At 63.2% G+C, this 22,771-nt stretch carries 23 protein-coding genes; 16 read left to right on the top strand and 7 right to left on the bottom strand.

All coding sequences use genetic code 11. The features are described 5' to 3' along the window. Positions 1-8 precede the first annotated feature (8 nt). Together WD006_RS19635 and WD006_RS19630 are read right to left on the bottom strand one after the other, a co-directional pair. Positions 9-563, bottom strand: coding sequence for a cytochrome b/b6 domain-containing protein (locus tag WD006_RS19635; protein WP_029308800.1), 555 nt, complete (start codon positions 561-563; stop codon positions 9-11). A gap of 2 nt (positions 564-565) precedes the next feature. Continuing rightward, complete coding sequence (locus WD006_RS19630) at positions 566-832, bottom strand: PepSY domain-containing protein (RefSeq protein ID WP_008651386.1); 267 nt, start codon at positions 830-832, stop codon at positions 566-568. A gap of 209 nt (positions 833-1,041) precedes the next feature. Here WD006_RS19630 and WD006_RS19625 point away from each other — a divergent pair, with 209 nt between their 5' ends. Continuing rightward, complete coding sequence (locus WD006_RS19625; RefSeq protein ID WP_011519986.1) at positions 1,042-1,365, top strand: DUF190 domain-containing protein; 324 nt, start codon at positions 1,042-1,044, stop codon at positions 1,363-1,365. Positions 1,366-1,374: 9 nt separating this feature from the next. Here the strand turns inward: WD006_RS19625 and WD006_RS19620 are convergent, their stop codons facing one another. The 3 genes from WD006_RS19620 to WD006_RS19610 are packed head-to-tail and all read right to left on the bottom strand — an operon-like array spanning position 1,375 to position 4,697. Beyond that, positions 1,375-2,598, bottom strand: a complete 1,224-nt coding sequence (locus WD006_RS19620; protein ID WP_425648257.1) for a PLP-dependent aminotransferase family protein — start codon at positions 2,596-2,598, stop codon at positions 1,375-1,377. Positions 2,599-2,627: 29 nt separating this feature from the next. Next, positions 2,628-3,647, bottom strand: coding sequence for a DUF1338 domain-containing protein (locus WD006_RS19615; protein ID WP_011519984.1), 1,020 nt, complete (start codon positions 3,645-3,647; stop codon positions 2,628-2,630). Positions 3,648-3,704: 57 nt separating this feature from the next. After that, the gene (locus WD006_RS19610) at positions 3,705-4,697 is read right to left on the bottom strand and encodes a Bug family tripartite tricarboxylate transporter substrate binding protein (protein ID WP_011519983.1); all 993 of its coding nucleotides are present in this window, start codon (positions 4,695-4,697) and stop codon (positions 3,705-3,707) included. 160 nt (positions 4,698-4,857) lie between these two features. Between WD006_RS19610 and WD006_RS19605 the strand changes: the two genes are divergently transcribed. The 3 genes from WD006_RS19605 to WD006_RS19595 all read left to right on the top strand — a co-directional run bounded on the left by WD006_RS19605 (position 4,858) and on the right by WD006_RS19595 (position 8,272). Next, positions 4,858-5,763 (top strand): LysR substrate-binding domain-containing protein, encoded by a 906-nt coding sequence (locus WD006_RS19605; protein WP_011519982.1) that lies wholly within the window; start codon positions 4,858-4,860, stop codon positions 5,761-5,763. Between the two features lie 210 nt (positions 5,764-5,973). Next, positions 5,974-6,921 carry a Dyp-type peroxidase gene (locus WD006_RS19600; RefSeq protein ID WP_029308802.1) on the top strand — a complete coding sequence of 316 codons (948 nt, stop codon included), beginning with the start codon at positions 5,974-5,976 and terminating at the stop codon, positions 6,919-6,921. A 352-nt stretch (positions 6,922-7,273) separates the two neighbouring features. Further along, the gene (locus WD006_RS19595) at positions 7,274-8,272 is read left to right on the top strand and encodes a LysR family transcriptional regulator (protein WP_011519980.1); all 999 of its coding nucleotides are present in this window, start codon (positions 7,274-7,276) and stop codon (positions 8,270-8,272) included. Positions 8,273-8,275: 3 nt separating this feature from the next. Here WD006_RS19595 and WD006_RS19590 read toward each other — a convergent pair whose 3' ends face one another. Beyond that, entirely contained in the window at positions 8,276-8,782 is a 507-nt protein-coding gene (locus WD006_RS19590) for a DUF6630 family protein (protein WP_011519979.1), read from the bottom strand. Next, positions 8,773-9,480 (bottom strand): ArsR/SmtB family transcription factor, encoded by a 708-nt coding sequence (locus WD006_RS19585; protein ID WP_011519978.1) that lies wholly within the window; start codon positions 9,478-9,480, stop codon positions 8,773-8,775. The genes WD006_RS19590 and WD006_RS19585 overlap by 10 nt, the downstream gene beginning before the upstream one ends. Positions 9,481-9,877: 397 nt before the next feature. On the opposite strand from WD006_RS19585, the gene WD006_RS19580 reads away from it, so the two are divergent. From WD006_RS19580 to WD006_RS19525, 12 genes are all read left to right on the top strand, one after another. Next, on the top strand, positions 9,878-11,065 hold the full coding sequence (locus WD006_RS19580) for a hypothetical protein (protein WP_035833297.1): 1,188 nt from the start codon (positions 9,878-9,880) through the stop codon (positions 11,063-11,065). 43 nt (positions 11,066-11,108) lie between these two features. After that, positions 11,109-12,812 carry an AMP-binding protein gene (locus tag WD006_RS19575; protein ID WP_011518293.1) on the top strand — a complete coding sequence of 568 codons (1,704 nt, stop codon included), beginning with the start codon at positions 11,109-11,111 and terminating at the stop codon, positions 12,810-12,812. A 13-nt stretch (positions 12,813-12,825) separates the two neighbouring features. Next, complete coding sequence (locus WD006_RS19570) at positions 12,826-13,704, top strand: VOC family protein (RefSeq protein WP_011518294.1); 879 nt, start codon at positions 12,826-12,828, stop codon at positions 13,702-13,704. Continuing rightward, positions 13,701-14,861 carry an FAD-dependent monooxygenase gene (locus WD006_RS19565; RefSeq protein ID WP_011518295.1) on the top strand — a complete coding sequence of 387 codons (1,161 nt, stop codon included), beginning with the start codon at positions 13,701-13,703 and terminating at the stop codon, positions 14,859-14,861. Before WD006_RS19570 ends, WD006_RS19565 begins: the two co-directional genes overlap by 4 nt. Beyond that, positions 14,858-15,307 carry an acyl-CoA thioesterase gene (locus WD006_RS19560; RefSeq protein WP_011518296.1) on the top strand — a complete coding sequence of 150 codons (450 nt, stop codon included), beginning with the start codon at positions 14,858-14,860 and terminating at the stop codon, positions 15,305-15,307. The genes WD006_RS19565 and WD006_RS19560 overlap by 4 nt, the downstream gene beginning before the upstream one ends. Before the next feature lie 20 nt (positions 15,308-15,327). Further along, positions 15,328-16,086 carry a maleate cis-trans isomerase family protein gene (locus tag WD006_RS19555; RefSeq protein ID WP_011518297.1) on the top strand — a complete coding sequence of 253 codons (759 nt, stop codon included), beginning with the start codon at positions 15,328-15,330 and terminating at the stop codon, positions 16,084-16,086. Positions 16,087-16,151: 65 nt separating this feature from the next. After that, entirely contained in the window at positions 16,152-17,399 is a 1,248-nt protein-coding gene (locus tag WD006_RS19550) for an MFS transporter (RefSeq protein ID WP_011518298.1), read from the top strand. A gap of 202 nt (positions 17,400-17,601) precedes the next feature. Further along, positions 17,602-18,291: a TetR/AcrR family transcriptional regulator gene (locus tag WD006_RS19545; protein WP_227874010.1), complete on the top strand. Its 690-nt coding sequence runs from the start codon at positions 17,602-17,604 to the stop codon at positions 18,289-18,291. A 155-nt stretch (positions 18,292-18,446) separates the two neighbouring features. Beyond that, positions 18,447-19,403, top strand: coding sequence for a Bug family tripartite tricarboxylate transporter substrate binding protein (locus WD006_RS19540; protein ID WP_029308805.1), 957 nt, complete (start codon positions 18,447-18,449; stop codon positions 19,401-19,403). Between the two features lie 269 nt (positions 19,404-19,672). Beyond that, positions 19,673-20,620 carry an MBL fold metallo-hydrolase gene (locus WD006_RS19535; RefSeq protein ID WP_375199011.1) on the top strand — a complete coding sequence of 316 codons (948 nt, stop codon included), beginning with the start codon at positions 19,673-19,675 and terminating at the stop codon, positions 20,618-20,620. A gap of 140 nt (positions 20,621-20,760) precedes the next feature. After that, positions 20,761-21,936 (top strand): porin, encoded by a 1,176-nt coding sequence (locus WD006_RS19530; protein ID WP_425648255.1) that lies wholly within the window; start codon positions 20,761-20,763, stop codon positions 21,934-21,936. Positions 21,937-22,308: 372 nt separating this feature from the next. Further along, on the top strand, positions 22,309-22,740 hold the full coding sequence (locus WD006_RS19525) for a hypothetical protein (RefSeq protein WP_029308808.1): 432 nt from the start codon (positions 22,309-22,311) through the stop codon (positions 22,738-22,740). Positions 22,741-22,771 lie beyond the last annotated feature (31 nt).

The following is a 22,771-nucleotide window of genomic DNA, read 5'->3' as shown; positions in this document are numbered from 1 at the left end:
GAAATCCGCTAGCGGCGCGGATCACGTGGCTTGCGGCCCGTGATCATGGCAGCGACGAGGTTCTCGCGGCCCTTGATGCTCATGACGATGGCTGCGGCCACATGAAGGATCACCAGCGCCAGCAGCGCGTTCGCCAGCCAGCGGTGGATGTCGACTGGCAAATCCTCGCCCCAGAACGCATCGAGACGCGAGATCCAGCCGGTGACGGCCAGCGCCAGGATCAGCGTCCACATGGCCAGCATGGCGACGGCGCCCAGCGGCGTATGGCTGACATGGCGCGGCGCGCGGCCGGCGATCAGTGCCTTGCCATAGGCCAGCACGGCGGACGGACGTGGCAGCCACGTGCGGAAACGCGCAGGCTGGCTGCCGATGAAGCCCCACAAGACCCGGAACAGCACCAGCCCCGCGGCGATGTAGCCGAGGGTTCGGTGCACCTTGTCTCCGGAGTCCTGGACGAGGTCAAAGCAGACGATGGCCGCTACGCTCCAGTGCGTGAAACGCACGACCACGTCCCAGACGCGAATCGTGTCGGGGGCGTTCGTCCGGTCCGCGGGCGCCGACATGCTTAGCTGCCGATTTCCGATTTGACGATTTCAAGCGTCTTGGTGTCGAAGTAGATTTCGGCCTTCTTGCCATCCTTGGTCGTACCGTAGATCTCGTAGCAATTGCCGTCCACCTTGAACTTCTTGATGTTGTAGCCCTGTTCCTGGATCTTGGCCTTGGCATCGGCTTCCGGCATCCATTCGGATTTCGGGTGCTTGGCGCAGTTGGCGCCGGCGAAAGCGGCGGTCGAGAACACTCCGGCAACGAGGAAAGCGGCAATCTTCTGCATGAACTTCTCCGGCAATAAGCCCCGCAAGGGGCGATGGCGGCATCCTAACTCAGAATGAGAGCTATTCTCAACACCGGGTTTCCCAGGGGGTGCCGGGCGCTCTCGGCCCGGCAGCTGGTCTTGGACCATTGCTGCCCCCTGGCATACGATGAAATGGCCACGTGGGGGGGCTCCAGCTTCTGGCCAATCCGGACCCGCAGGGAGATGTCATGCAGGGCTATCAACTCACCTTCTACACACAGGAAGGTCGGCGCCATCACGGCAAGCAGCTATCGCACTGGTTGATGCAGGTGATGCGGGAGATGCAGATTCGCGGTGCCACACACACGGTGGCGGCGGAGGGAATCGGGCACGACCATCGCTTTCATTCCTGGCACTTCATCGAATTAGCCGATCGGCCGGAAGAGGTGACTGTGGTCGCCACCGTCGAAGAGGTGGAGGCGCTGCTGGAGCGCTTGCGTCACGAAGACATCCGCCTCTTCTATGCGAAGACGCCGGTCGAGTTCGGCTTCGTCGGTACGCTGGATGTCTGAGCGCCTGGCTCAGTCCGGATTGACGACGGATACCCCGGCACGCGCTGCGGCCCGGGCAAGCCGCGCCACGCCTTCTTCGATCTGCGCCGGGTCGGCGCCCACGAACGACAGCCGGAACGCGGGGCGCGCGCGACGCTCGGCGTAGAAGCCTGTGCCCGGCACGAACAGCACTTTCTCTGCGATGGCATGGGGCAGCAGCGCAGCCGCATCGTCGATGCCGTCCACGGATACCCACAGGAACATGCCCCCGGCGGGATCCGCAAACCGGATGCGCGTGCCGAACGCCTGGTGCAACGCCGTCGTCAGCCGATCGCGTTTGTCGCGATAGACCGCCACTTCCCGCGCGATCTGCCCGGGCAGGTTTCTGGCCTGAAGGTAATGCGCGGCGGTCAGTTGCAGCCATGGCGGCGTGCACAGGTCCGACACCTGCTTGGCGATCACCGCGCGACGCACGATCTCCGGCGCGGCCACCATCCAGCCCAGCCGCAGTCCTGGTGCCAGCGTCTTCGACAGGCTTGCGAGATGCACGAGCCACGGGCGCGCGCCGGACACCTGATCGCACAGCGCGAGCAGCGATGGCGGCGGCGGACCGTCGAAGCTTAGCGCGCCGTAAGGATCGTCCTCGACCAGCACGATCTCGTGCCGTGCCACCAGTTCCAGCAATTGAAGCCGGCGCGCGGGTGAGAGCGTGGCGCCGGTTGGATTGGCGAAGGTCGGCACCGTGTAGATCATGCGCGGACGTGCCGGCGCGTCTGCGAGCATCGCCTCCAGTGCGTCGACGTTCATGCCGTCATGGTCGGACGGCACGCCACGCACGTCAGCGCCGGCCAGCCGCAGTGCCTGCAGCGTCGCCGAGTAGGTGGGTTCCTCCACCAGCACAAGGCTGCCCGGCTCCACCAGCGCGCGCACGAGAAAATCGAAGCCCTGTTGCGAGCCGCTGGTGATCAGCAGTTCGTCCATGGCGACGGCCGCGCCACGCTCCGCCATCAGGGCCGCCAGCGCCTTGCGCAGCGCAGGCGTGCCCTCCGTGGCACCGTACTGCAGGCACTCGGCAGGACGTTCACGCAATGCCTGCGCGGATGCCGCGCCGATGCCTTCCACGTCGAACAGCGCGGCGGACGGATAGCCGCCGGCGAACGAGATCATCTCCGGGTCGGAGAGATACTTGAACAGCTCGCGGATCGGCGAGCCTTGCGGCTCGCGTAGCGCGGGAACGAAGGGGTAGGCGGTCATGGCGTGCTCGTGGTTGCGGACGTCGTGCTTCAGCAGGCCGCCGCGGTCATCTTGAAGATGCCCTGCGCATTGCCGGCGTCGAAGCCCAGGTCCGTGCGCGTGATGGCCTGTGCCTCGTCCACGTAGCGATCACGCGTGATGAATTCGTAGAACGAACCTGGTACCTCGCGCACCACCTCGTCACCGCTGGCGCCAACGAACGCGCGGCGCACCGGATCGGCGCGGAACGCGGTCTGCTTCACGCGGCCGCTTTGCGACACCTCGACCTTTTCCTTCATGGGGCGGCCCACACGCTTCTGTTCGTCCGATACCGCGAAGACATCCTCCACGCGGTCGGTGGCATGGTTGAACGCATTTCCTTCGGTGGCGATCCATGCCATCTCCGACGACTCGGCCAGCAGGCGTTCGTAGTCGTTCAGGTGCGGCGTGGCGTGCTGACGCTCGAAGCAGCGGGCCAGCAGGTCGATCAGTTCCCCGGCATCGGCCAGCGGCAGCGCGCCGTCACGTTCCAGTTCCCACAGTAGCGACTGCGCGCGCGGCGTGAGCGGATCGGCGGAGTTGCCGACGACGCGGCTCACGGCTTGCTGGAAGTCCTCGCTGTAGCGCTCGGGATGGAATTCGCTGAGGAAGAACTGCGCGATTTCCTCCGGCGCGTCGGCGTGGGCATACGAGCGGCCCGTCATGCCGATGCGGTCGAGCGGATACGTGCCATTGAGGCGGTAGCCAAGCGGGCGCAGGATACGCGTGAAGGCTGCCTCGCCTGCGGGCAAGGCGCCGTTCTCTTGCCAGCGGACGGTGCGCAGCGCGCCGTGATCGAAGTGCACCTTGCCGCCCGTGGCCGCTACATCCTCCGTGTAGGCCTTGCCAGTGGGCACGCGATCCAGGATGCCGGCGAACAGCACCAGGTTCAGCGCATGAGCGATTTCGGCGCGCGTGGGGTGACCCAGCTTGCCGGCCGGCAGCGTGGGCATGGCCACCAGTTGCGAGAGCCGCGCGGCGGCTTCGGTGCCAAGGCTAAGGGAAACGAGCGAGGTGACGTTGGAAATCATGATGAGGTGCCGCGCGGGGGACGCGCGGAGAAGCAGTTGGAATAATGTGGGTGGTTTTCAGTCCACCGAGGCGCCGGACAGTCGGACGATGTCGCCCCATTTCTGGCGATCCTTCTTTAGAACCTCGGCGAAGGCGTCGGGCGTGCTCGGTGCCGGTTCGGCGCCGAGTTCGCGCATCTTGGCTTGCACGGCGGGCTCGCCGAGCACGCGTGTCAGGTCCTGGCTAATCTTCTGCGCAACGGCTGCAGGGGTACCACGCGGCGCGAGCAGGCCGAACCACGGGCTGGCGTCGAAGCCTGGCACCGGACCGGCGGCGGCGACGGTCGGCACGTTGGGCAGCGCAGACGAGCGTGCCGGCGTGGTCACTGCCAGTGCCTTGAGCTTGCCGGAACGGATGAACGGCAGCGATGCCGGCAGGTTGTCGAACATCACATCGACGCTGCCGCCCATCAGGTCGGCGATAGCCGGGCTGCTGCCCTTGTAGGCGACGTGGCTCATCTCCGTGCCAGTCATGCGCTGGAACAGTTCGCCCGCGAGGTGCGTGGAGGTGCCATTGCCGGCCGATGCCATGTTCACGTGCTTGGGATGCGCCTTCAGATAGGCGATCAGTTCGCCCAGCGTCTGCACATGGGCACGCTCGGCGAAGGCCGGCGACACCACGACCACGTTCGGCACCTTGGCGACCATCGTCACCGGCACGAAGTCGGCGGCGGCGTCGTAGGGCAGCTTCTTGTACAGCGTCGGATTGATGCCGAACTCGCCCACCGAGCCCATCAGCAGCGTGTAGCCGTCGGCCGGGGACTTGGCCGCCGTGCCGGTGCCGACGATGCCGCCTGCGCCGGGGCGGTTGTCGACGAGGACGGTTTGCTTCCACTGGATCGCGAGCTGGTCGCCGATCAGGCGCGCCACCATGTCGGTGGTGCCGCCCGGTGGATACGGCACGATGATGCGTACGGGTTTGGCCGGGAATTCCTGGGCGGCGGCGATGCCGGGAACGGCCGCGCCGAATGCGAGGCCGGCAGCTGCGAGGGCGCTGATCAAACGCTTCATGTTGTCTCCCTGTCCTGCTTGTCTTTGTTCGTTCTGGGGTGCCGCGTTAAGAGGGGGCGCGGCGGTGCGAGTTCGAATCGTTCCTCATCAAGCTGACGGTTTCAAGCGAAATTTCGGTATAGGATGATGACTTTTAGTCAACAAGTCCCTCCCCCACCCCATGCGCCAACGTCTTCCGAGCCTGTCCAACCTGCGTGCCTTCGACGCGGCGGCGCTGCATCTGAATCTGCGGCGCGCGGCGGCGGATCTGTACATCACGGAGAGCGCGGTATCGCGCCAGATCGCCTCGCTGGAAAGCCTGCTTGGCGTGCAGCTTTTTCACCGGGCCAACCAGCGCATCACGCTGACGGCGGCGGGGGTGCTCTACAGCCGCCAGGTGCGCGAGATGCTGCGCAAGCTGCAGCGCGACACGCTGGACATCATGGCGCACGAAGGTGTGGGTGGCACGGTGGAACTGGCGTGCGTGCCAACACTGGCCGTCGAGTGGCTGATTCCACGGCTGCCGGGTTTCTATGCCCGCCACCCGCAGGTCATCGTCAACATCCGCGCGCAGTCGGATGTGTTCCTGTTTGAGGGCACGCCGTACGACGCGGCGATCCACTTCGGCGAGGCGGTCTATCCGGGCGCGCGGGTGGACCGGATGTTCGGCGAGGAGTCGGTCGCCGTCTGCCATCCGGACTTTTTCGGCGGCAAGAAGCGGGTCAGCGTCAACGACATCGCGCGATCGCCGCTACTGCACCTGGTCACGCGCAGCTTCGGCTGGAAGCAATGGATGGAGGCCGCCGGCATTGACGATGTCAATGCGCTGCGCGGCGCGCGCTATGACCACCACAGCATGGTCATCAGCGCGGCCCGCGCGGGGCTTGGCGTCGGGTTGGTGCCGCGTTTCCTGGTGGATGAGTACCTGACGCGCGGGCTGCTGGTGACACCCGTGGCGCGATCACTGCGCGCGACGAGTGCGTACTACCTCGTGGTGCCCGACACGCAGCCAATGAGCGATGCGATGGGGCACCTGCGCGAATGGTTGCTGGAAGCAGCGGGCGAGTTCGTGGGCGTTGCGACATAGAGGGAGCCTCGAGGGAACGACCTTGTGACTTTGCGTTGTGACTTCGCGTTGCGCCAAGGCTTGAGTGCCGTATACGATGGGGCTCGGAACATGGTCGTGGTCCCGGAAACCCATGCCAAGGTGTGGCTTTCACAACTAGGGCACGTGTTCTAGTCTTGAAGACTGTCTCGCGCAGTCAGCGTCTGAAGCTATAACCATACTCACTCCCCCATGCCAAACGACCCGATCGAACCCCAGGCCGTCTATCAACCCATTACCCGCAGCGCGATCTTCATCGTCGCGACGCTGACGCCCGGTGCCGAGCACGCCGCGACCGTGCGTGCCTGGTGCGCGGATGTCGCAGCGCTCGTGCGGTCCGTCGGCAAACGTGTGCCGGGCGGCAATCTGTCATGTGTCTGCGGCTTTGGCACCGACGCCTGGGATACGCTGTTCGGGGGCCCGCGTCCCGCATCGCTACATGCATTCCGCGAGTTCGGCGCCGGCGATCGACGCGCCGTGGCCACGCGGGGCGATCTGCTGCTGCATATCCGCGCGGAACATATGGATCTGTGCTTCGAACTCGCGACCCAGTTGATCGGCCGGCTCGGCGCGGCGGTGACCGTGGTCGACGAAGTGCATGGCTTCCGCTACTTCGACATGCGCAGCATGGTGGGCTTTGTCGACGGCACTGAGAATCCGGTGGATCGCGAAGCTGTGGATTTCACGATCATCGGTGACGAGGACCTATCGTTCGCAGGCGGCAGCTACGTGATCGTGCAGAAGTACCTGCATGACATGACCGGCTGGAACGAGCTTTCCGTCGAGGCGCAGGAGCGCATCATCGGGCGGACCAAGTTGTCCGACATCGAACTCGATGAGTCGGTCAAGCCGACGTGCTCGCACAGCTCGCTGACGACGCTGGAAGAGGACGGCAAGGAAGTGAAGATCCTGCGTGACAACATGCCGTTCGGCTCACCCGGCAAGGGCGAGTTTGGCACCTATTTCATCGGCTACGCGCGCTCGCCCGCGCCGATCGAGCAGATGCTCGAGAACATGTTCGTCGGGCGTCCACCGGGCAATTACGACAGGCTGCTCGACTACAGCAAGGCAGTCACCGGAAGCCTGTTCTTCGTGCCGTCTCAAGCGCTGCTCGAAGCGCTCGCGGAACGCAACCCATAGACCACTGGCCTCGAAGCGGGGCTGCGGGCTGGGAAGTGGCCTGTCCTGCTTCTTTGATGGCATGGAGCCCGGCGCGGGCCGCGACGATGATGATGGCCTCGGCATGTCCGTCGAGGCCGAGCGCCAATCGTTGAATCGACTGACGTGTTCAGCGAGCAGGTGCTGGAACTGCCGCAGCGCGCCAAGGCCACTTCAGACGCCACCGGATCCGATTCGCACCAAGAAAACCGACCCTGCCATACTCCCGTAATACCCACACTAATAGCATGGACTCCATCATTGTTCGCGGTGTGGGACAATCGCGCCCCATCGGGTAAGGGTTTTCCCGGTGTTCGCGTGAACAAGGTGCGCAATGAAATCGATCGACTGGAAGGACTGGGAAATCTTCTGCCGCGTGGTGGAAGGGGGCGGCTTCACACAGGGGGCCGAACTGGCCGAAGTCCCGAAGTCATCGGCGAGCGCCGCGGTGGCGCGGCTGGAAGGGCAACTCGGCGTGCGATTGTTCGAGCGGACCACGCGTCGGGTGCGCGTCACCCAGCGCGGCCAGCAACTGTATGATCGCGTGGCGCCACTGTTCGGCGAACTGCGCGAGATCAGCGCCGAAGCGGCGTCCGTCAGCGAAGAAGTCAGCGGCACGATCCGCATCGCCACACCCTATGAAGTCGGTTCGCAGCACCTTTCGCCGACGGTGAACCGGCTGCTCAAGCTGCATCCCTCGCTGCGCGTGCAACTCGACGTGAGCTGGGACCAGCCCGACCTGATCCGCCACGGCTACGACCTGGCCTTCGTCATGACAGACACGGGGTTGAGCGATAGCTCGTTTGCCAGCAAGCGGGTGGTGCTGATCGAACGCGCGTTCTATGCCGCGCCGTCCCTGATTCGCGAGCGCGGACTGCCGCGCACGCCGCAGGATTTGCAAGGCTGGCCCACGGTCGGCAATCTTGACGATACGCGTTGGGAATTCCTGCGCGATGGGGTGGAAACCTTCGCCATGGATGTGGAACCCCGCATCTGCACGCATAACGCGGAAGTCCGGTTCAATGCCGCGGTGGATGGCCTGGGCGTGACGCGCCTGTCGCCGCGATTTGTACGCGAGGCACTTGTGGAGGGCAAGCTGGTGCGCGTGCTGCCTGGCTACGCATCGTCCCCGCTGAAGGTCTATGTGCTGATGCCCGCCCGCAAGCTGATGCCGGCCAGCGTGCGCGCATTTCTGGATGCGCTCGAGGAAACGCTCGGTGTGCCAGAAACGCGTCGGCCCGGAGCGCGCGTGACGGCCGCAACGCGCATTGAGGAGAGCGCGGAAGATCAGAACGATGACGATGGCGAGCCCACCGTCATCACCCTCGACTGAGCGTCAGAAAGGCTGGTCGCCGCTGCGGGCGTCGAAGCCCAGCGTGTCGGCGATTTCCAGCATTTCGTCGTCGTCCTCACTGCGCGTGATCCAGCCGGCATAGGCATCGCCGCCCGTATCCCAGTTCCAGAGCGTGTAGCCCGCCACGCGGAGCTGATCGGCCGCCAGCTCCATGAGTTCGGGCACGCTGGTGCCTTCGAGGAAATCCTCATCCTCGGTATCGTCGGTGCCCCAATCGATCTCTAGATCGATACGCTCGCATAACTGGTTCAGGCAGCCGATGAAGGACTCCACGTCCTTCCAGTCGACATAGAAGCCTGATTCCCAGTCGATGATCTCCTTGATCTGAGAGAGCAATGCCTCCGAGTCGACGTCGTCTTCCTCGGCGTCTTCCAGGGCTTCCTCGAGGAGCGTGAGCTGCCGTGTGGTCTGTTGCGTGTCACCCAGGTTGATCAGCGCGAACAGCCGGCTTACGGCGTCCTGCGCATCGTCTTCCAGTTCTATCGCCATCTGTTCTCTCCTGCCGCTACCTTTCCGATTTCATTTTGCCCACGTGGTGTCACGCGCAACGCGCGCGACGTGCTTGTAGGTTCTATCCAGCCGTGCGCCAGCATCGCCTGCAGCAGCGCGGCCCCGAGCGCCCCGCCCAGATGCGGCTTGCGCTCGCTCCAGTCGGGGCATGTGCAGGCGAACTGCCGCCGCTTGCGCCGCGCCGCATCCACGTCGATGCCCAACTGCCCCATGGCCTGCGTGCCATCTCCGGTCAAGTCGACCCGCGTGCCGTCCACGGCGATCCAGCCCGCCTGCGACATTCGTTCGAAAAGCCCCACAGCAAGTTCCCCGGCCAGGTGGTCGTAGCAAGTTCGTGCCTGCTTCAGCGCAGGCGGCGTGGTGCGCGAAACAGGCACGGCACGCATGCGCGGCGGCTGGCTGGCCAGTGACGCGGTGGCCAGCGCCTCGATAGCCACGCCAATTTCCGGCGTGGCAAGCCGATAGTAGCGATTGCGCCCGCGAGTTTCCACCACCAGCAAGCCGCCTTCGGAGAGGCGGGTCAGGTGTCCACTGGTCGACGACGCGGACAATCCGGCGATCAATGCCAGTTCGCCGGCGGGCCGGGCGCTGCCGTCCATCAGCGCCCACAGCATCGCGGCGCGGCCCGGGTCGGCCAGCAACCCCGCAAGCTGGCTGATGCCAGGAGCGAATTCCATAGTTCATGCTTCCGTGAAGGGACGGATGCAGTATAGGGGAGTCGGGGGAGGGCCTGATGGGCGGTGACATTAAAGTCTGCACAAGAACTTGACGTCCTCGTACACCTTGAACAAGGGTTGCCCTGCGCAGGGCGCCGTCGTTGGTCGGCGGCACGACTTCTGATCGTTGCCGACTGGACGTGTCGGCTAGGGCGCGTCGTGCGGGTGTGTCGCCTTCGCGCCAGACCTTCCTTTCCGGCGCGGCGCAGTTCGCGAGGTCTCCGGAATTATTTGACAGCATATCAAATAAACACTAGATTATTGAGACGGTCGCATTTACGAAGGAGACAGCGTGAGCGAACAAGACAAGCCGCAAGTGACGGCAGGAATGCGAGGTGCCTCATGGGACGCCCGGCTGATGGATCGCCCCTATCAGATGGTGCCCTATGCATTGGGCACGGCCGATGGGCAGCGCACGCTCGGCTTTCTGTTCAGCCTCACTGGCAAGGAAAAGACGGTTGTATCCCTGATGCACCCGCGCGAAATGGCCATCACCCACTATCTGGTGCCGTTCGTGCTCGATGCCGGATGTGCTTGCTGGGTGCAGGGCCCACGCTCGATCGGCAACGACCTGCGTCTGGAGCATGAGATCGCGCTGTTCGATGTCGCAGCCGGTATGACGCACCTGCGCGATCTTGGTTATGAAAAGATCGTGCTGCTCGGCAATTCGGGCGGCGCGGGGTTGTACACGTTCTACAACCAGCAGTCGTTGACGCCCCGTGAAATGCGTATTGCCCGGACGCCGGGTGGCCGCCCGACGAACCTGGGTGAACTGCATATGCCGGAAGTCGATGCGTTCATCCTTGTGTCGCCCCACCCGGGGCAGGGCAAACTCCTGATGAGCGGCATTGACCCGTCGGTCGCTGATGAAGACGATCCCATGCAGACGGACCCGAGGCTCGATCCGTTTTCAAAGGCCAACGGATTCGATGTGGAATCCGGCAAGGGCAGATACGCGCCCGACTTCATCGAACGATATCGCGCTGCACAGACCGAACGCGTTGCACGCATCGACGCAAGCGCCAGGGCAATGCTTCGGGCCAAGCAGGAGGCGCGGCAGAAAGTGAAGGCCGGCGCGGGCACCGATTCCGACCGTCGGCTCGCAGCCCATGCACCGATCTTCGAGGTCTGGCGTACCGACGCCGACCTGCGCTCATGGGACATCTCGCTGGACCCGTCCGACCGCAAGACCGGTTCGCTCTGGGGCAAGGATCCCTTCGTGTCCAACTGGGGAAGTGTGGGTTTCGGACGTGTCGTCACGCCGGAATCCTGGCTCTCCACGTGGTCGGGGCTGTCATCCAACGCGGCGCTGGACAAGACGATCGGCACGTTGCATCAGCCCACGCTGCTGCTCGAATACACCGGCGATCAATGCACGTTTCCGGCGGATATCCAGGCCATCTACGATCAGATCCCGGCGGCGCATAAGCAGCACATTCGTGTGCGCGGCAACCACCACGGCATGGCGTTGAGCCGCGAGGAGGAGCCCGGGCAGCGCATTGCAGGACGTCATATCGTCGAATGGCTGCGGGAATCGATGGCCTGAGCGGCACCGCGGCCGAACTATATAACTACAGAGGTAGACAACGATGCTGCAACCCACCCACGTACGCCCATCCGTGTTGCTCGATGGCGTGCGCTATCCCGATGAAGACCGCCTTCGCCGTTATGTCGGCGACGGTTACCTGACCGGCGAAACGCTGGTTGGCGCCTTCCGTCAATCGTTCCGCGATCACCATGATCGGCTGGCCCTGGTGGGGCCGGAGGGCGAGTTTACCTATCAGGAGTTGGACGAACGGACTGACCGTCTTGGGGCGGCGCTGCTGGCGCTGGGTCTCAGGCCGCTCGACCGTGCGGTCTTTCAATGCGGCAACAGCAATGAACTGCTGTTCGCATTTCTCGGATGCCTGAAGGCCGGCATCATCCCGCTGTGTTCGCTACAGGCATTTCGCAAGCTGGAAGTGAGTTACCTGGGCAACTTGTGCGAGGCACGTCTGCATTTCGTTCAGGGAGATGACCCCAAGTTCGACGACGTGGCGTTTGCCGAGGAGATGCAGGCGGAAGTGCCGAGTCTCCAGTTCATCCTTCAGGCGCGCGGTGAGCGCCGCGGACGAGCCGTATTGCTGGCGGACTTGATCCGCGATATGCCGCTGGCGCGCGCCCAGGCGTTGTTGGCTGAAGTCGACCACGAGCCGTTCCAGGCGGCTGTGTTCCAGTTGTCGGGTGGCACCACCGGTGTGCCGAAAATCATCCCGCGTTTTCAGAACGAGTATCTGTACAACATGCGCGCAGTGGCTGCATGCAACGGATATACCGCTGAAGACGTGCTGTTCTTCCCGACGCCGTACATGCACAACCTCAACATGGGCTGCTTCTTCGGCCCGTTTCTGTTGTGCGGCGCGAAGGTGACGGTAGCCCCGGATATCGGCGAGGAAACGCTGCAGTCTCTCGTTCGCAACTACGAACCGACCTGGTTCGGCGTTGCCGGGCCGATCCTTAGTCGCATCGCGCCGGAACTGCTGCGCGGCACCGCGTCGGACAAGGCGCGACGCAACTTCATTGCCCCGAAGAACGCTGCCAACCTGACGCGCCTGACCGGATCGCCGACACATCATATTTTCGGCATGACCGAAGGCGTGATCATGTTCACGCGCCCGGAAGACCCTTCGGAGATTCGCGAGCAATCGATCGGTTATCCGGTATCCGATGCCGACGAAGTGCGCATCGTCCATCCCGGCACCGAAGACACCGTGGGCGATGGCGAGGTCGGCGAAGCACTGTTTCGGGGGCCGTACACCATCCGCGGCTATTACAAGTCCGAGAAGGAAGACGTTACGCGCTTCACTGCCGACGGCTTCTACCGCTCCGGTGACCTGATGTCCGCTCAAGTGGTCGACGGCAAGCGCTATTACTTCTTCCTCGGGCGGATCAAGGATGTCGTCGATCGCGGTGGCGAAAAGATCAACGCTGAAGAGCTCGAAAACGTCATCAACCAGCACCCGTCGATCCTGGCGTCAGCGGTCGTTGGCATGCCAGACAAGGTCTACGGCGAGCGTGTCTGCGCCTTTGTGCTACTCAAGCCGGCAGCGGCGTCGGGCCTGACACTTCCCGAACTTGCCCAATACCTGCAGGAGGTCGGCCTCGCCAAGTTCAAGTGGCCGGAGAGGCTCGAAGTCATCCCGGAATTTCCGCTGACGGCATCGGGCAAGCTCAGCAAGGTCCTGCTGCGTGACCGCATCGTCCAGATGCTGCGCACCGAAGCGGAAAACGACACTGTCCACCAAGCAAAGTGAAGAAGGAAGAGACATGAACCAATCCACGCAAGGCGCCCACGTCAACGTTCCCGTCGTTGCACTGCACGGCGTACATCACACTGCGCGGCCCACCTGGAAACTTGCGGAAACGGTGCACTTCTACCGCGATCTGCTGGGCTTGCCGCTCGTGCATGCGATTTCGGCGAAAGGGTGGGGACCCGACAATCACGCGGACTTCCTGCATTTCTTCTTCGATAGCGGCAATGGCAGCACGATCGCCTTCTTCTACTACATCGGTACCGAGCGGCCCGACTGGCTGACCGTGCGCGAGCACTACCAGGACCGCGCCACGCACACCGCTTGGCGAGTGCGCGACGAAGCGGAGTTGTTGCAGTGGCGCCAGCGCGTGGAGGCGGTGGGCATTCCATTGCGCTACCAGATTCGCCACGAGGTCATTGAGTCGATCTATTTCAACGATCCGAACGGATACCCGATCGAGATCACCTGGCAGGTGCGCCCGTTCAGCGACGCCGACAAGCAGGATGCCGCGTTTACGATCGATTCCGCCATCGAACTCGAACGCGCACGGGAGAAGGGTGCCGCCTTTGCATCGATCGAGCCGGTCTGGCAGCGCAAGGCGGAGCGTATCGAGCGCGCCGTGCCGAATGGCGAAAAGGCTTCGGTCTATGTACTCGATGTGCCCGAGTTTGCGCCGCTAATCGACGTGGCCCGTAAGACCGCTGGCTATCAGACCACTGCCATTGGCAATGGCTACGTGCGCATCGACGGCAATCCGACATTGCAGTTCCGGCGCAAGGAACTCGGCTTCAAGCCGGCGGTCTGGTACGGGGCGCTGACCGGCGGCCTGGCAGGCAGCATTCGACAATTTGACATGGATGCGCTCGTGGTGGCTCCGGGAGATACGCAATGAAGGTGGCGATCATTGGCGGCGGACCGTCGGGGCTGTTCCTGTCGATCCTGCTCAAGGAGCGGATGGCGCAGGTCGACATCGATGTGTTCGAGCAGAACCCGGAGGATGCGACGTTTGGCTTCGGCGTTGTCCTGGCCGACACAGGCCTGTCGAATCTTCGGGCAGCTTCGCCGATCGTGGTGGACCGCCTGGCCAAGGCCATGCGGTTCAACGACCAGCATTCGATCGTCAGTCACGAGCATCCCATAGTCATGAGGAAGCCCGGTGCAGGTGGTGGTGCCATTCCCCGCATCAGTCTGCTGTCTGTACTGCAACAGCGCGCAAAAGAGCTTGGCGTACGGGTGACGTACAACAAGCGCATTGCCGATTTCGATGCGCTCGATGCCGACCTCGTCGTCGGGGCGGACGGCATCGGCTCGCAATTGCGTACCGCCAATGAAGCGGCCTTTGGCACGACGCGCCGCACACTGACGAATCACTTCGCCTGGTTCGGCGTGGCAAAGCCCTTTGCGAGTCCGGCTCTGGTGTTTCGCAAGTACGAGGGCGGCTACTTTGTGGCCCATTACTACCCGTACTCCGATTCGATGAGCACATTCGTGGCCGAGTGCGACCACCAGACCTGGGTCGACTTCGGCATGGAAGACATGAGCGCCGAAGCGCGGCAAGCGCTCTTCGAGACGGTGTTTGCCCCGGAGCTGACTGGCCACGGATTGGTTTCGAACAATTCGATCTGGCGACAGTTCCCGGTGATCCTCAATGCCAACTGGCATGTCGGCAAGCAGGTCCTGATTGGCGATGCACTGACCAGTGCGCATTTCTCGATCGGATCTGGCACCCGGATTGCGATGGAGGATGCCATGGCGTTGGCGGACGCCATCGTGACGCACCCGGACGATGTACCGGCTGCGCTGGAGCAGTACGAAGCCGTGCGCAAACCGGAGAAGGCCAAGCTGATCAGCGCTTCAGAGGCGTCGTATAACTGGTACGAGCGCATTCGGGAATGGATGGATCTTCCCACGCCGCACGAGTTCGTGTTTCGCTTTATGACGCGTACCGGCCGTATTGACGCGGAACGTCTGCGGGCTCAGTTTCCGGCGTTGATGGCCGAGCTGGCTGCCGGCGGGGTGGCAGCCGTGGCGGCAGAAGGGCAATCATGATGCGCGCCACGGAGTACGTGCTGAGCGAAAGTCCGTTCGTGGTCAGGCGTACCGTGCGTTGGGGAGATTGCGACCCGGCAGGCGTCGTCTACACAGGCCGGTTCACCGACTATCTGCTTGGAGCGGTCGGTCTCTACACCGCGCACATGGCGGGCGGCGACGGCCGGCTGGGAGAGGTCCACGGCGTCGGTACCCCATGCAAGGCCATGCGTTTCGAATTCATCGGCACGCTTTGGCCGGATGACGTGATCGATATCACGTGCGCGGTCGAAGCCATTCGGACCAGATCGTTCGATATTCGCTGCGTGGCCCGCCGACCTGACGGCGCCCCGGTCTTCGACGCCATGTTCTCGCCGATCTGCGTGCGGCTGGACCGGCGCGAGGGGACGCCAATTCCCGACTCGCTGCGCGCGGTGCTGAACCGCTTCCTGTCGCCAGCGCTCTGAATCGTTTCTTGGAAATATCAATGTCGACGTACCGAATCGGGCAAATCGTGCCCAGCTCCAACATCACGATGGAGCGCGAAGTCCCCGCCATCTTCAATGCCCGCATGCAGGTGCTCCCCGAGCAATTCAGTTTCCACGCGAGCCGCGTGCGCATGCATCGCGTGGTGGCCGAGGAACTGGAGAGGATGAACCGGGACATGGGCCGCTGCGCGCTGGAACTGGCCGACGCCCGTGTGGATGTCATGAGCACGGCGTGCCTGGTGGCCACCATGTGCATGGGTAACGGTTATCACCGTCAGGTCATCGAGGAGCTCGGTGCCGCTATCGGGGACGCGCCGTATCGCCCGCAGATCATGACATCGGCCGGCGCGCTGGTGGAGGAACTGAAGGACTTCGGCGCCCGACGCATTTCATTGATGGCCCCGTACAGCGATGCCCTGACGAAAACCGTCGTCGAGTACATCGAGCACGAAGGCATCGAAGTGAAGGATGTCATCAACTTCTCGATCCTCGACAACCTTGAGGTTGGAGAGCGGGACCCGCTGCGACTGCTCGAAGACGTGAAGCGGTTGGACACCAAGGGTGTGGACACCGTGGTCCTGTCCGCCTGCGTGCAGATGCCGTCGTTGGCGGCGCTCGAGCCCGCCCAGCAAGCGCTTGGCATTCCGGTGACGTCGACGGCGGCCTGCACCGTGCGGCAGATGCTGCGCAGGCTCGGCCTGGAAGCCAAGGCGCCGGGCGCAGGCGCTTATCTGGGCAGCCAGACCGGACTGCGCTGAGCCTCTGCGCAAACCATAAGGCGGCCGCCCACGGAAGGCGCCGCCACGACCACGGAGACCGTGATATGCATGACGCCCCCCAAGTATTGCCCCGTGCCGCCGGCTGGATTTACGTCAGCGTGATCCTCGGCGCGGCCCTCGGGATGCTGGCCGGATACGCCCCTTTGTTCAACGCCACGGCTGGCGTCTTCGTCAGGCCGCTGGCCGCTGAGTTCGGTTGGGGACGCTCGCAGGCGTCCCTGTCGTATGCGGCGTCGATGTTCGGGCTGGCCGTTGTCAGTCCCATCGTTGGCGCAATGATGGACCGTTTCGGTATTCGTCGGGTGATCGTGTGTTCGGCGATCGTCTTTGGCCTGGCCACTGCCGCGATGTCACTGCAAAACGGCAGCATGTTGATGTGGGTGGCGCTTTCGGTTGTTGTCGGCGTGTCCGGCGCGGCGACCTCGGTGCTGGGCTACCTTGCAGTGCTGCCCCAGTGGTTCGATCGTCGTCTGGGCCTCGCGCTGGGCATTGCGATGTGCGGCCTCGGGGCTGGCACCGTCATCCTGCCGATCACGGCGCAGTTTCTGGTCACGACATTTGGCTGGCGTATGGCCTACGTAGGTCTGGGCGTTGGCTCGGTCGTGCTTTCGTTGGTGGCCTGCGGGCTGTTGCGGGAGCGGTTCTCCGGCAGCCGTGGGGCAAAGCATGTGCCGCAAGGTGTAGCGCTGGCAGCGGCGATGCGTAGCTACCGGCTCTGGGCGATCTGGCTGGTGTTCGTATTGAGTTCTGCGGCCACCTTGTCGCTAGGGCCGCATCTCCCATCGCTGTTCGCGGATCGCGGTTTCGATGCGGCCATGGCAGCGCGGAGTGCCTCGATGGTCGGCGTTGGGCTTCTCGTCGGGCGTCTGCTCACCGGGCTACTGATCGACAAAATCCATGCGCCACTGGTGGCAAGCGTCTTCTTCATCGGGGGCGCGGTCGGGGTATTCCTGCTGCGTGGGACTCACGACTACGCCGCGTTGCTGGTGGCGACCACGCTCATTGGCCTGACTATCGGGGCGGAGGGCGACCTGATTTCCTACCTGGTCCGGTCATACTTCGGTCTGACCTCGTTTGGCTCGCTGTTTGGCATTGCCTTTTCTGGCTACGGCTTGGGTGCAGTCATCGGTCCGATCGGGCTGGGCGCCTGGTTCGATCGGCATGGCAGCTACGATGTGCCGTTGCTGGTCCTGCCCTGGATGCTGCTGGCAGCCGCCGCGCTGGTTCTGTCTCTCGGACGCTACAGAGCCGGCGCGGAAGGGAAGGACGCAACGGCGGTGGCGTCTGCCTAGGTGGACGCGAAGGATGGCGTGTGGGGCGATCGGGGATAGAATTGGCATACCACCAATTTCCAGTCGGTCTGATCGTCCAACGCCCATGCCTGCCGCCCGTAAGTCGCCCGCTGCCAAGGTTGCCGCACAGCCCACGCCCAATCCGGTGCCGCGCCGACGCGGCCGACCACCGAAAACGGAGTCCCCGATCGGCGCCGAGCCCATGCTCAGCCGCACGACGATCCTGCAGCATGCGATCAAGCTGACAAAGACCTTGCCGCTGGACCAGATCTCGATGGTCCAGCTTGCCAAGGACTTTGGCGTGGCGCCGGGGCTGATCCACTATTACCTTGGTGGTCGCGATCAACTGGTGTCAGGTGTACTGAACGATTACTATCGCCAGCGCACCCTGCGGATCCCGCCACTGACGGGCGACTGGCGCGCGGACGTGGAGCGCATCGCTCGGCTCAGCTTCCAGGTGGCGGTGGAAAATCCAGGCGTCAGCAACTATGTGGCGTCGCATAACCGGTACCGGCTGTTTCAGGATGTGCAGCCGGGCGAAACCGACTATGGCCTGGAGTTCTTCAACCGGATGACTTCGGCGATCATGCAGGGCGGTTTTTCCGCTGAGCAAGTCGCCTTGGGTTACCACTTGCTGGCGCAGTACCTCGTCGCGGCAAGCATGGCGGAAGCCTCGCGCCAACTGCCCGCCTATCACCAGGCATTTATTCAGAACAAGCTGGATTCGGTATCGGCCGAGCAGTATCCCGGTGCACGCTTTGTCAGCCGATCGTTCTCACAACTGTCCTCCGATACCGCCTTTGAAGAGGGACTTCGCATTACGCTCGATGGCATCGCTGCCTGGCAGCGCGCCGTAAAACCTGCGAAGAAAAGAAGCGCGCGTTCCGCGTAACCGGTAGCGCGGGGACCATCATTGTCTCGATGTTTCCTCGCTAGTGGTATCTACTTATTTGAGATGCAGTCAATAAAACTACAATCCTTATTTGACGGTATATCAAATAAGTGCCGCGACGATGATGTCGCCGGTACGCCAGACGTGGAGACAACATGAAACGCCCCTTCCTCGCGCTGACGCTGCTCGCCTTGGCCCTGCCGGCCGTTGCCAGCACGTATCCAGACAAGATGGTCCGGATCCTCGTGCCATCGATTGCGGGCAGCGCGCCGGATATCATCGCCCGGCAGGTTGCCGAACGCCTGACCAGCGCCTGGAAGCAGCAGGTGATCGTGGAGAACAAGCCTGGCGGTAACGGCATCGTCGCGATGAGCGCGCTCAAGCAGGCGCCGGCCGACGGGTACACGCTTGTGCTGTTTCACGCAGCGGCGGCTGTCACGACGCCCGTCATGTACAAGGAGGCAAAATTCGATATCCAGCGCGACACTGAAGTGGCTGCGACGCTGGCGTACACGCCGATGATGTTCGTGGCCGGTCCCGCGACACCCTACAAGAGTCTTGGCGATGTCATCAAGGATGCCAAGGCACGTCCTGACGACGTAGTAATCGGGAGTCCGACCCGTGGCTCCGTTCCCCATCTCACGGCGGAGATGATGGGGCAGTTGCAAAAGACAAAGTTTCGGCAGGTGAGTTTCAGCGGCACGACTCAAGCCATCCAGGCCGTGGTGAAGGGCGACATCCCGGTCTATGTCGATGGCATCGCGCCGCTCGTGCCCCTGGTGCGTGGCGGTCGCCTGAAGGCGCTTGCCGTGACTTCGGATGTGAACCTGCCGGGCATGGAGGGTTTTCCGCTGGCCAAGGACATCGCGCCAGGTCTTGTCGCCAAGGGTTGGTTCACGATCTTCGCGCCCAAGGGGACGCCAGTGCCGGTGCTGGATCGCGTCAACGCTGCCGTCAACCAGTCGTTGACGCAGCAGCCGTTTGTCGATCGGCTCAAGGACCTGGGCACGTATCCAATGCCGATGTCGCGGCCAGAAGGCGCAAGATTTATCGAGGCCGAGAAGCTCCGTTGGGAGAAGGTGATTTCGGACGCCGGCGTGAAGCCGGAATGATGCCGATCCAGTGCTGACCTTCCTTCGGAGAACACATGCATGATCTTTTTTCCCGGACTGGGGCCGGCCCGGTCAATGGCTTCCGCCTGTTTTGTGCGGGAGCATGGGCGGCGCTCGCCGTCCTGGCTTCGACGTCTTATGCCGATTCGATCGGACAGCCGCACAGTACCTCGGCGGAGCAGTCCGGCGCCAACCTCGTACTGCTGGGAACGGCCGGCGGCCGGACTTCCTGGCGAGGTTCGCAGTCTGCAGGAATCGCCTCCGCGGTAGTGGTCAATGGCCAGGTCTACCTTGTCGATTTCGGCGCGGGCTGGCTGCGACGCTACTTCCAGGCGGGCTTGGGCGCGCCGCCACCAGGACAGGGCCTCGAAACACTACGAGCGGCGTTCATCACGCACTTGCACTCAGACCACATCGTGGACTATCCGTCGCTCGTCCTGTTTGGCGCGTCGGACGGCTTGGCAGAACGGCGTCAGAAACTCAAGGTGATCGGGCCCGGCTCACGCGGAAAACTCCCACCCGCGAGCGGCGGCAACGACGGGGTGGCGGACGTCGTGGCGCCCGAGCAGCCGATGCCTGGCACCGTTGCCATGACCGAAGCGCTGTACCGTGCGTTCGCCGCGGACATCAACGACAACATTCTGGATAGCCGCAAGCCGAATCCCCATAGCCGCGTCGACGTGATGGATATCACGCTGCCTGCAGGCCTTGACGTTGATCCCGATCGCGATCCCGCACCGCCGATGGCTCCGTTCGAGATCTACCGTGACGAGAACGTCAGGGTGACGGCAACACTGGTGAACCATGCCCCGGTCTATCCGGCATTCGCGTTTCGGTTCGACACCTCGACTGGGTCCGTTGTCTTCTCAGGCGATACCAGCCCGGACCGGAATCTGATTCGGTTGGCGCAAGGTGCCGATGTGCTGGTGCATGAGGTGATCGACACCGCCTGGGTGGATTCCCTGTTCCCGAAGCCCCGGAGCGCGGCACAGGAATCCAAGGCGCACCATCTTGTTCATGCGCATACCGCCGCATCGGATGTCGGAGCCGTCGCCGAAGCGGCTCACGTCAAGACCCTCGTCCTGTCGCATCTGGCCCCCGCCGACGGCGATCCCCACCGATGGGCAGCAGCCAGCCAAGGCTTTTCGGGGAAGGTGATCGTTGGTCGCGATCTCCTGTGGATTCCTCTTGTTCCCACTGCGCCGGAATCGAAATAGCGCGCGGGGAGCACCCCCTAGCTTTCCAGATTTTTTCCTATGGCATATGCGCGCCCTCGGCGTGCGGCCTGCGCTCGTCCCGACGACGAGGCTGAAGATGCCTGCAAGCCAGATGTATCACGACAACAAAGGAGATAGTGGTGAAATTGAATCGTTTTGCAGCAGTTGCCCTGGCCGCGTGCTCGGGTTCCGCATTGGCCCAGTCGAGCGTTACGCTCTACGGGGTGGTCGATGCAAACATCGAGTACGTGAACCACGTGGGCGCGGTGCCTACAGCGGCGAATGGCTTTAATCCAGGGCCGGGGCATGACGTCGTTCGCATGAATTCGGGCGGCTTGTCCGGTTCCCGTTGGGGTATCCGCGGCGTTGAGGACCTCGGCGCAGGGACGCAAGCTGTCTTCGTGCTCGAAAATGGATTCAGCGGCGACACCGGCACGATGCAACAGTCGAGCCGACTGTTCGGTCGGCAGGCCTTTGTGGGGATAAAGAACGCGACCTATGGCCAGATCAGTCTGGGGCGCCAATACACCTCGTTGTTCGACAGCATCGTCAACTTTGTACCGGCATACTTTGCTACGCAGTACGAGCCGATCACGCTCTTTGCCGGTGCGAACTTCCGTGAAGACAACACGATCAAGTACACCTTGAATGCGGGCCAGTTCACCGGCGTTGCGCATTATTCATTTGGCACTGGTCTGGCTTTGCCGCAGACCGTGCAGTCAGGCCTGGCGATCGGTGGCAATGGCGAAGTGCCGGGTCAGGCGCGAAGGGACAGTGCTTATGGCGCGTCTCTGTCCTACGCCGGCGGTTCGCTGTGGGCAGCCATCGCGTACGACCAGTTCAATCCCACCATTGGCACGACAACCAGCGCGAGCAGCGGCAGTTTCAAGAAGGCGACGGCGGCGCTGAGCTACAGCCTGCCTTGGGGGCGCATCATGGGTGGCTATCGTTGGGGGCAAAACAAGGCACCGGCGGGCGCGACAATCGGGCGAGATGACTTCCTCTGGGTTGGTGGCATATATCAGGTAGGGCCGGCGCTCAGTCTCACGCTCGAGTACGACTATGACAAGGTCCGGAATGTATTCGGTAACACGAGCGTCGCCAATCCCTGGCAGGTGAACCTGATTGCCGATTACAGCCTCTCGAAGCGCACGGATGTGTACCTGTCGGCAGCCTACGCAAAAAATGCAGGGTTGATGCTTGACTCTGCGCTGATTGCCTATGCGAATAGCCTCTCGCTCGGTAACAGCTATGTGCTTGGCAACGGCAACTCGTCGATGCTGGGTGTGTCGGTTGGCGTTCGTCACAAATTCTGACGCACCGGAACACATACCGTCCGGTCCCGCGCTACCGATTGTTGGCAGGCGCAATCGGACGGAATTGCAGCGGCATCCCAGCGTCGTCAGTCGGCCAGAGTGCTCGACGCTGCGTCCTTCCGACGGCCGCTGGATTGCGTATGGCTACACTCGGCGGCAAGCACTTGACTGCTTCTCACTATTTGGCTGTTCGCGCTTGCGCTCCTCAGCGCTGGCTGTTGCCGGGATCTGTCGGCCGTGTGGCACGTCTGGAGCTCGGTCATCGAGGTTCGAAATGGAGTGCTATGGTAAGGTCGCTACGATGAGTTCCTGGACGTAAAAATGTGGTGCATGGGCGAGCACTTTTGTGCTGGTCGAAGAGAGTGAGGCAGTGTGAGTGATGCCAAACAGGACGCGCAGCGCGCGCTGCGGGCCGACAGAGTTTCAATCAGCAGGGCTTTGCGCCTGAGCGTGCCGCCAGAGGCCAGGCCGGCCCCGGTCAACATGAAGGACTGGATTCGGCAACGGAAAGAGCAATTGCAAGCTGCCCGTGCCGCAGCTAAGCAAAGGCGTGATCTGCTAAAAGCCGAAATCCTGTCGGCGGCGCAAGACGTTGCCCGAGAGGAACGTATTGCTGCGCGGCAGGAGACAGTGCGCCAGAAAGCGGAAGCCAGGACCGCGCGAGCCTACGCGCGGGAGGACGCACGCGCGATTGTCGAATTCGAGCGTGGCCAACCAACCCGCCCGGAGTCAAAGCCAAAGACGCTTGCACAGGAGAAGCACAAGCTGGTCTCTTACGCGGATCTGCTGCGAATGCGTGGGTGATGTGGCGGGGGTTCGACAGGGCGGCCCGGCG

Source organism: Cupriavidus sp. Met-2, assembly GCF_049843575.1.
Taxonomy (GTDB): Bacteria; Pseudomonadota; Gammaproteobacteria; order Burkholderiales; family Burkholderiaceae; genus Cupriavidus; species Cupriavidus metallidurans.
The sequence above is the reverse complement of the archived record's forward strand: the minus strand, read 5'-3'. Positions and strand labels throughout refer to the sequence as shown.

What these genes read in the sequence shown, in the direction of transcription:
- WD006_RS19620 (WP_425648257.1), bottom strand. Translation starts at nt 2,598, where the DNA reads ATGACCGCCTACCCCTTCGTTCCCGCGCTACGCGAGCCGCAAGGCTCG.
- WD006_RS19635 (WP_029308800.1), bottom strand. Translation starts at nt 563, where the DNA reads ATGTCGGCGCCCGCGGACCGGACGAACGCCCCCGACACGATTCGCGTC.
- WD006_RS19585 (WP_011519978.1), bottom strand. Translation starts at nt 9,480, where the DNA reads ATGGAATTCGCTCCTGGCATCAGCCAGCTTGCGGGGTTGCTGGCCGAC.
- WD006_RS19580 (WP_035833297.1), top strand. Translation starts at nt 9,878, where the DNA reads ATGGATCGCCCCTATCAGATGGTGCCCTATGCATTGGGCACGGCCGAT.
- WD006_RS19600 (WP_029308802.1), top strand. Translation starts at nt 5,974, where the DNA reads ATGCCAAACGACCCGATCGAACCCCAGGCCGTCTATCAACCCATTACC.
- WD006_RS19590 (WP_011519979.1), bottom strand. Translation starts at nt 8,782, where the DNA reads ATGGCGATAGAACTGGAAGACGATGCGCAGGACGCCGTAAGCCGGCTG.
- WD006_RS19550 (WP_011518298.1), top strand. Translation starts at nt 16,152, where the DNA reads ATGCATGACGCCCCCCAAGTATTGCCCCGTGCCGCCGGCTGGATTTAC.
- WD006_RS19575 (WP_011518293.1), top strand. Translation starts at nt 11,109, where the DNA reads ATGCTGCAACCCACCCACGTACGCCCATCCGTGTTGCTCGATGGCGTG.
- WD006_RS19540 (WP_029308805.1), top strand. Translation starts at nt 18,447, where the DNA reads ATGAAACGCCCCTTCCTCGCGCTGACGCTGCTCGCCTTGGCCCTGCCG.
- WD006_RS19630 (WP_008651386.1), bottom strand. Translation starts at nt 832, where the DNA reads ATGCAGAAGATTGCCGCTTTCCTCGTTGCCGGAGTGTTCTCGACCGCC.
- WD006_RS19625 (WP_011519986.1), top strand. Translation starts at nt 1,042, where the DNA reads ATGCAGGGCTATCAACTCACCTTCTACACACAGGAAGGTCGGCGCCAT.
- WD006_RS19555 (WP_011518297.1), top strand. Translation starts at nt 15,328, where the DNA reads ATGTCGACGTACCGAATCGGGCAAATCGTGCCCAGCTCCAACATCACG.
- WD006_RS19615 (WP_011519984.1), bottom strand. Translation starts at nt 3,647, where the DNA reads ATGATTTCCAACGTCACCTCGCTCGTTTCCCTTAGCCTTGGCACCGAA.
- WD006_RS19560 (WP_011518296.1), top strand. Translation starts at nt 14,858, where the DNA reads ATGATGCGCGCCACGGAGTACGTGCTGAGCGAAAGTCCGTTCGTGGTC.
- WD006_RS19610 (WP_011519983.1), bottom strand. Translation starts at nt 4,697, where the DNA reads ATGAAGCGTTTGATCAGCGCCCTCGCAGCTGCCGGCCTCGCATTCGGC.
- WD006_RS19565 (WP_011518295.1), top strand. Translation starts at nt 13,701, where the DNA reads ATGAAGGTGGCGATCATTGGCGGCGGACCGTCGGGGCTGTTCCTGTCG.
- WD006_RS19570 (WP_011518294.1), top strand. Translation starts at nt 12,826, where the DNA reads ATGAACCAATCCACGCAAGGCGCCCACGTCAACGTTCCCGTCGTTGCA.
- WD006_RS19545 (WP_227874010.1), top strand. Translation starts at nt 17,602, where the DNA reads ATGCTCAGCCGCACGACGATCCTGCAGCATGCGATCAAGCTGACAAAG.
- WD006_RS19595 (WP_011519980.1), top strand. Translation starts at nt 7,274, where the DNA reads ATGAAATCGATCGACTGGAAGGACTGGGAAATCTTCTGCCGCGTGGTG.
- WD006_RS19605 (WP_011519982.1), top strand. Translation starts at nt 4,858, where the DNA reads ATGCGCCAACGTCTTCCGAGCCTGTCCAACCTGCGTGCCTTCGACGCG.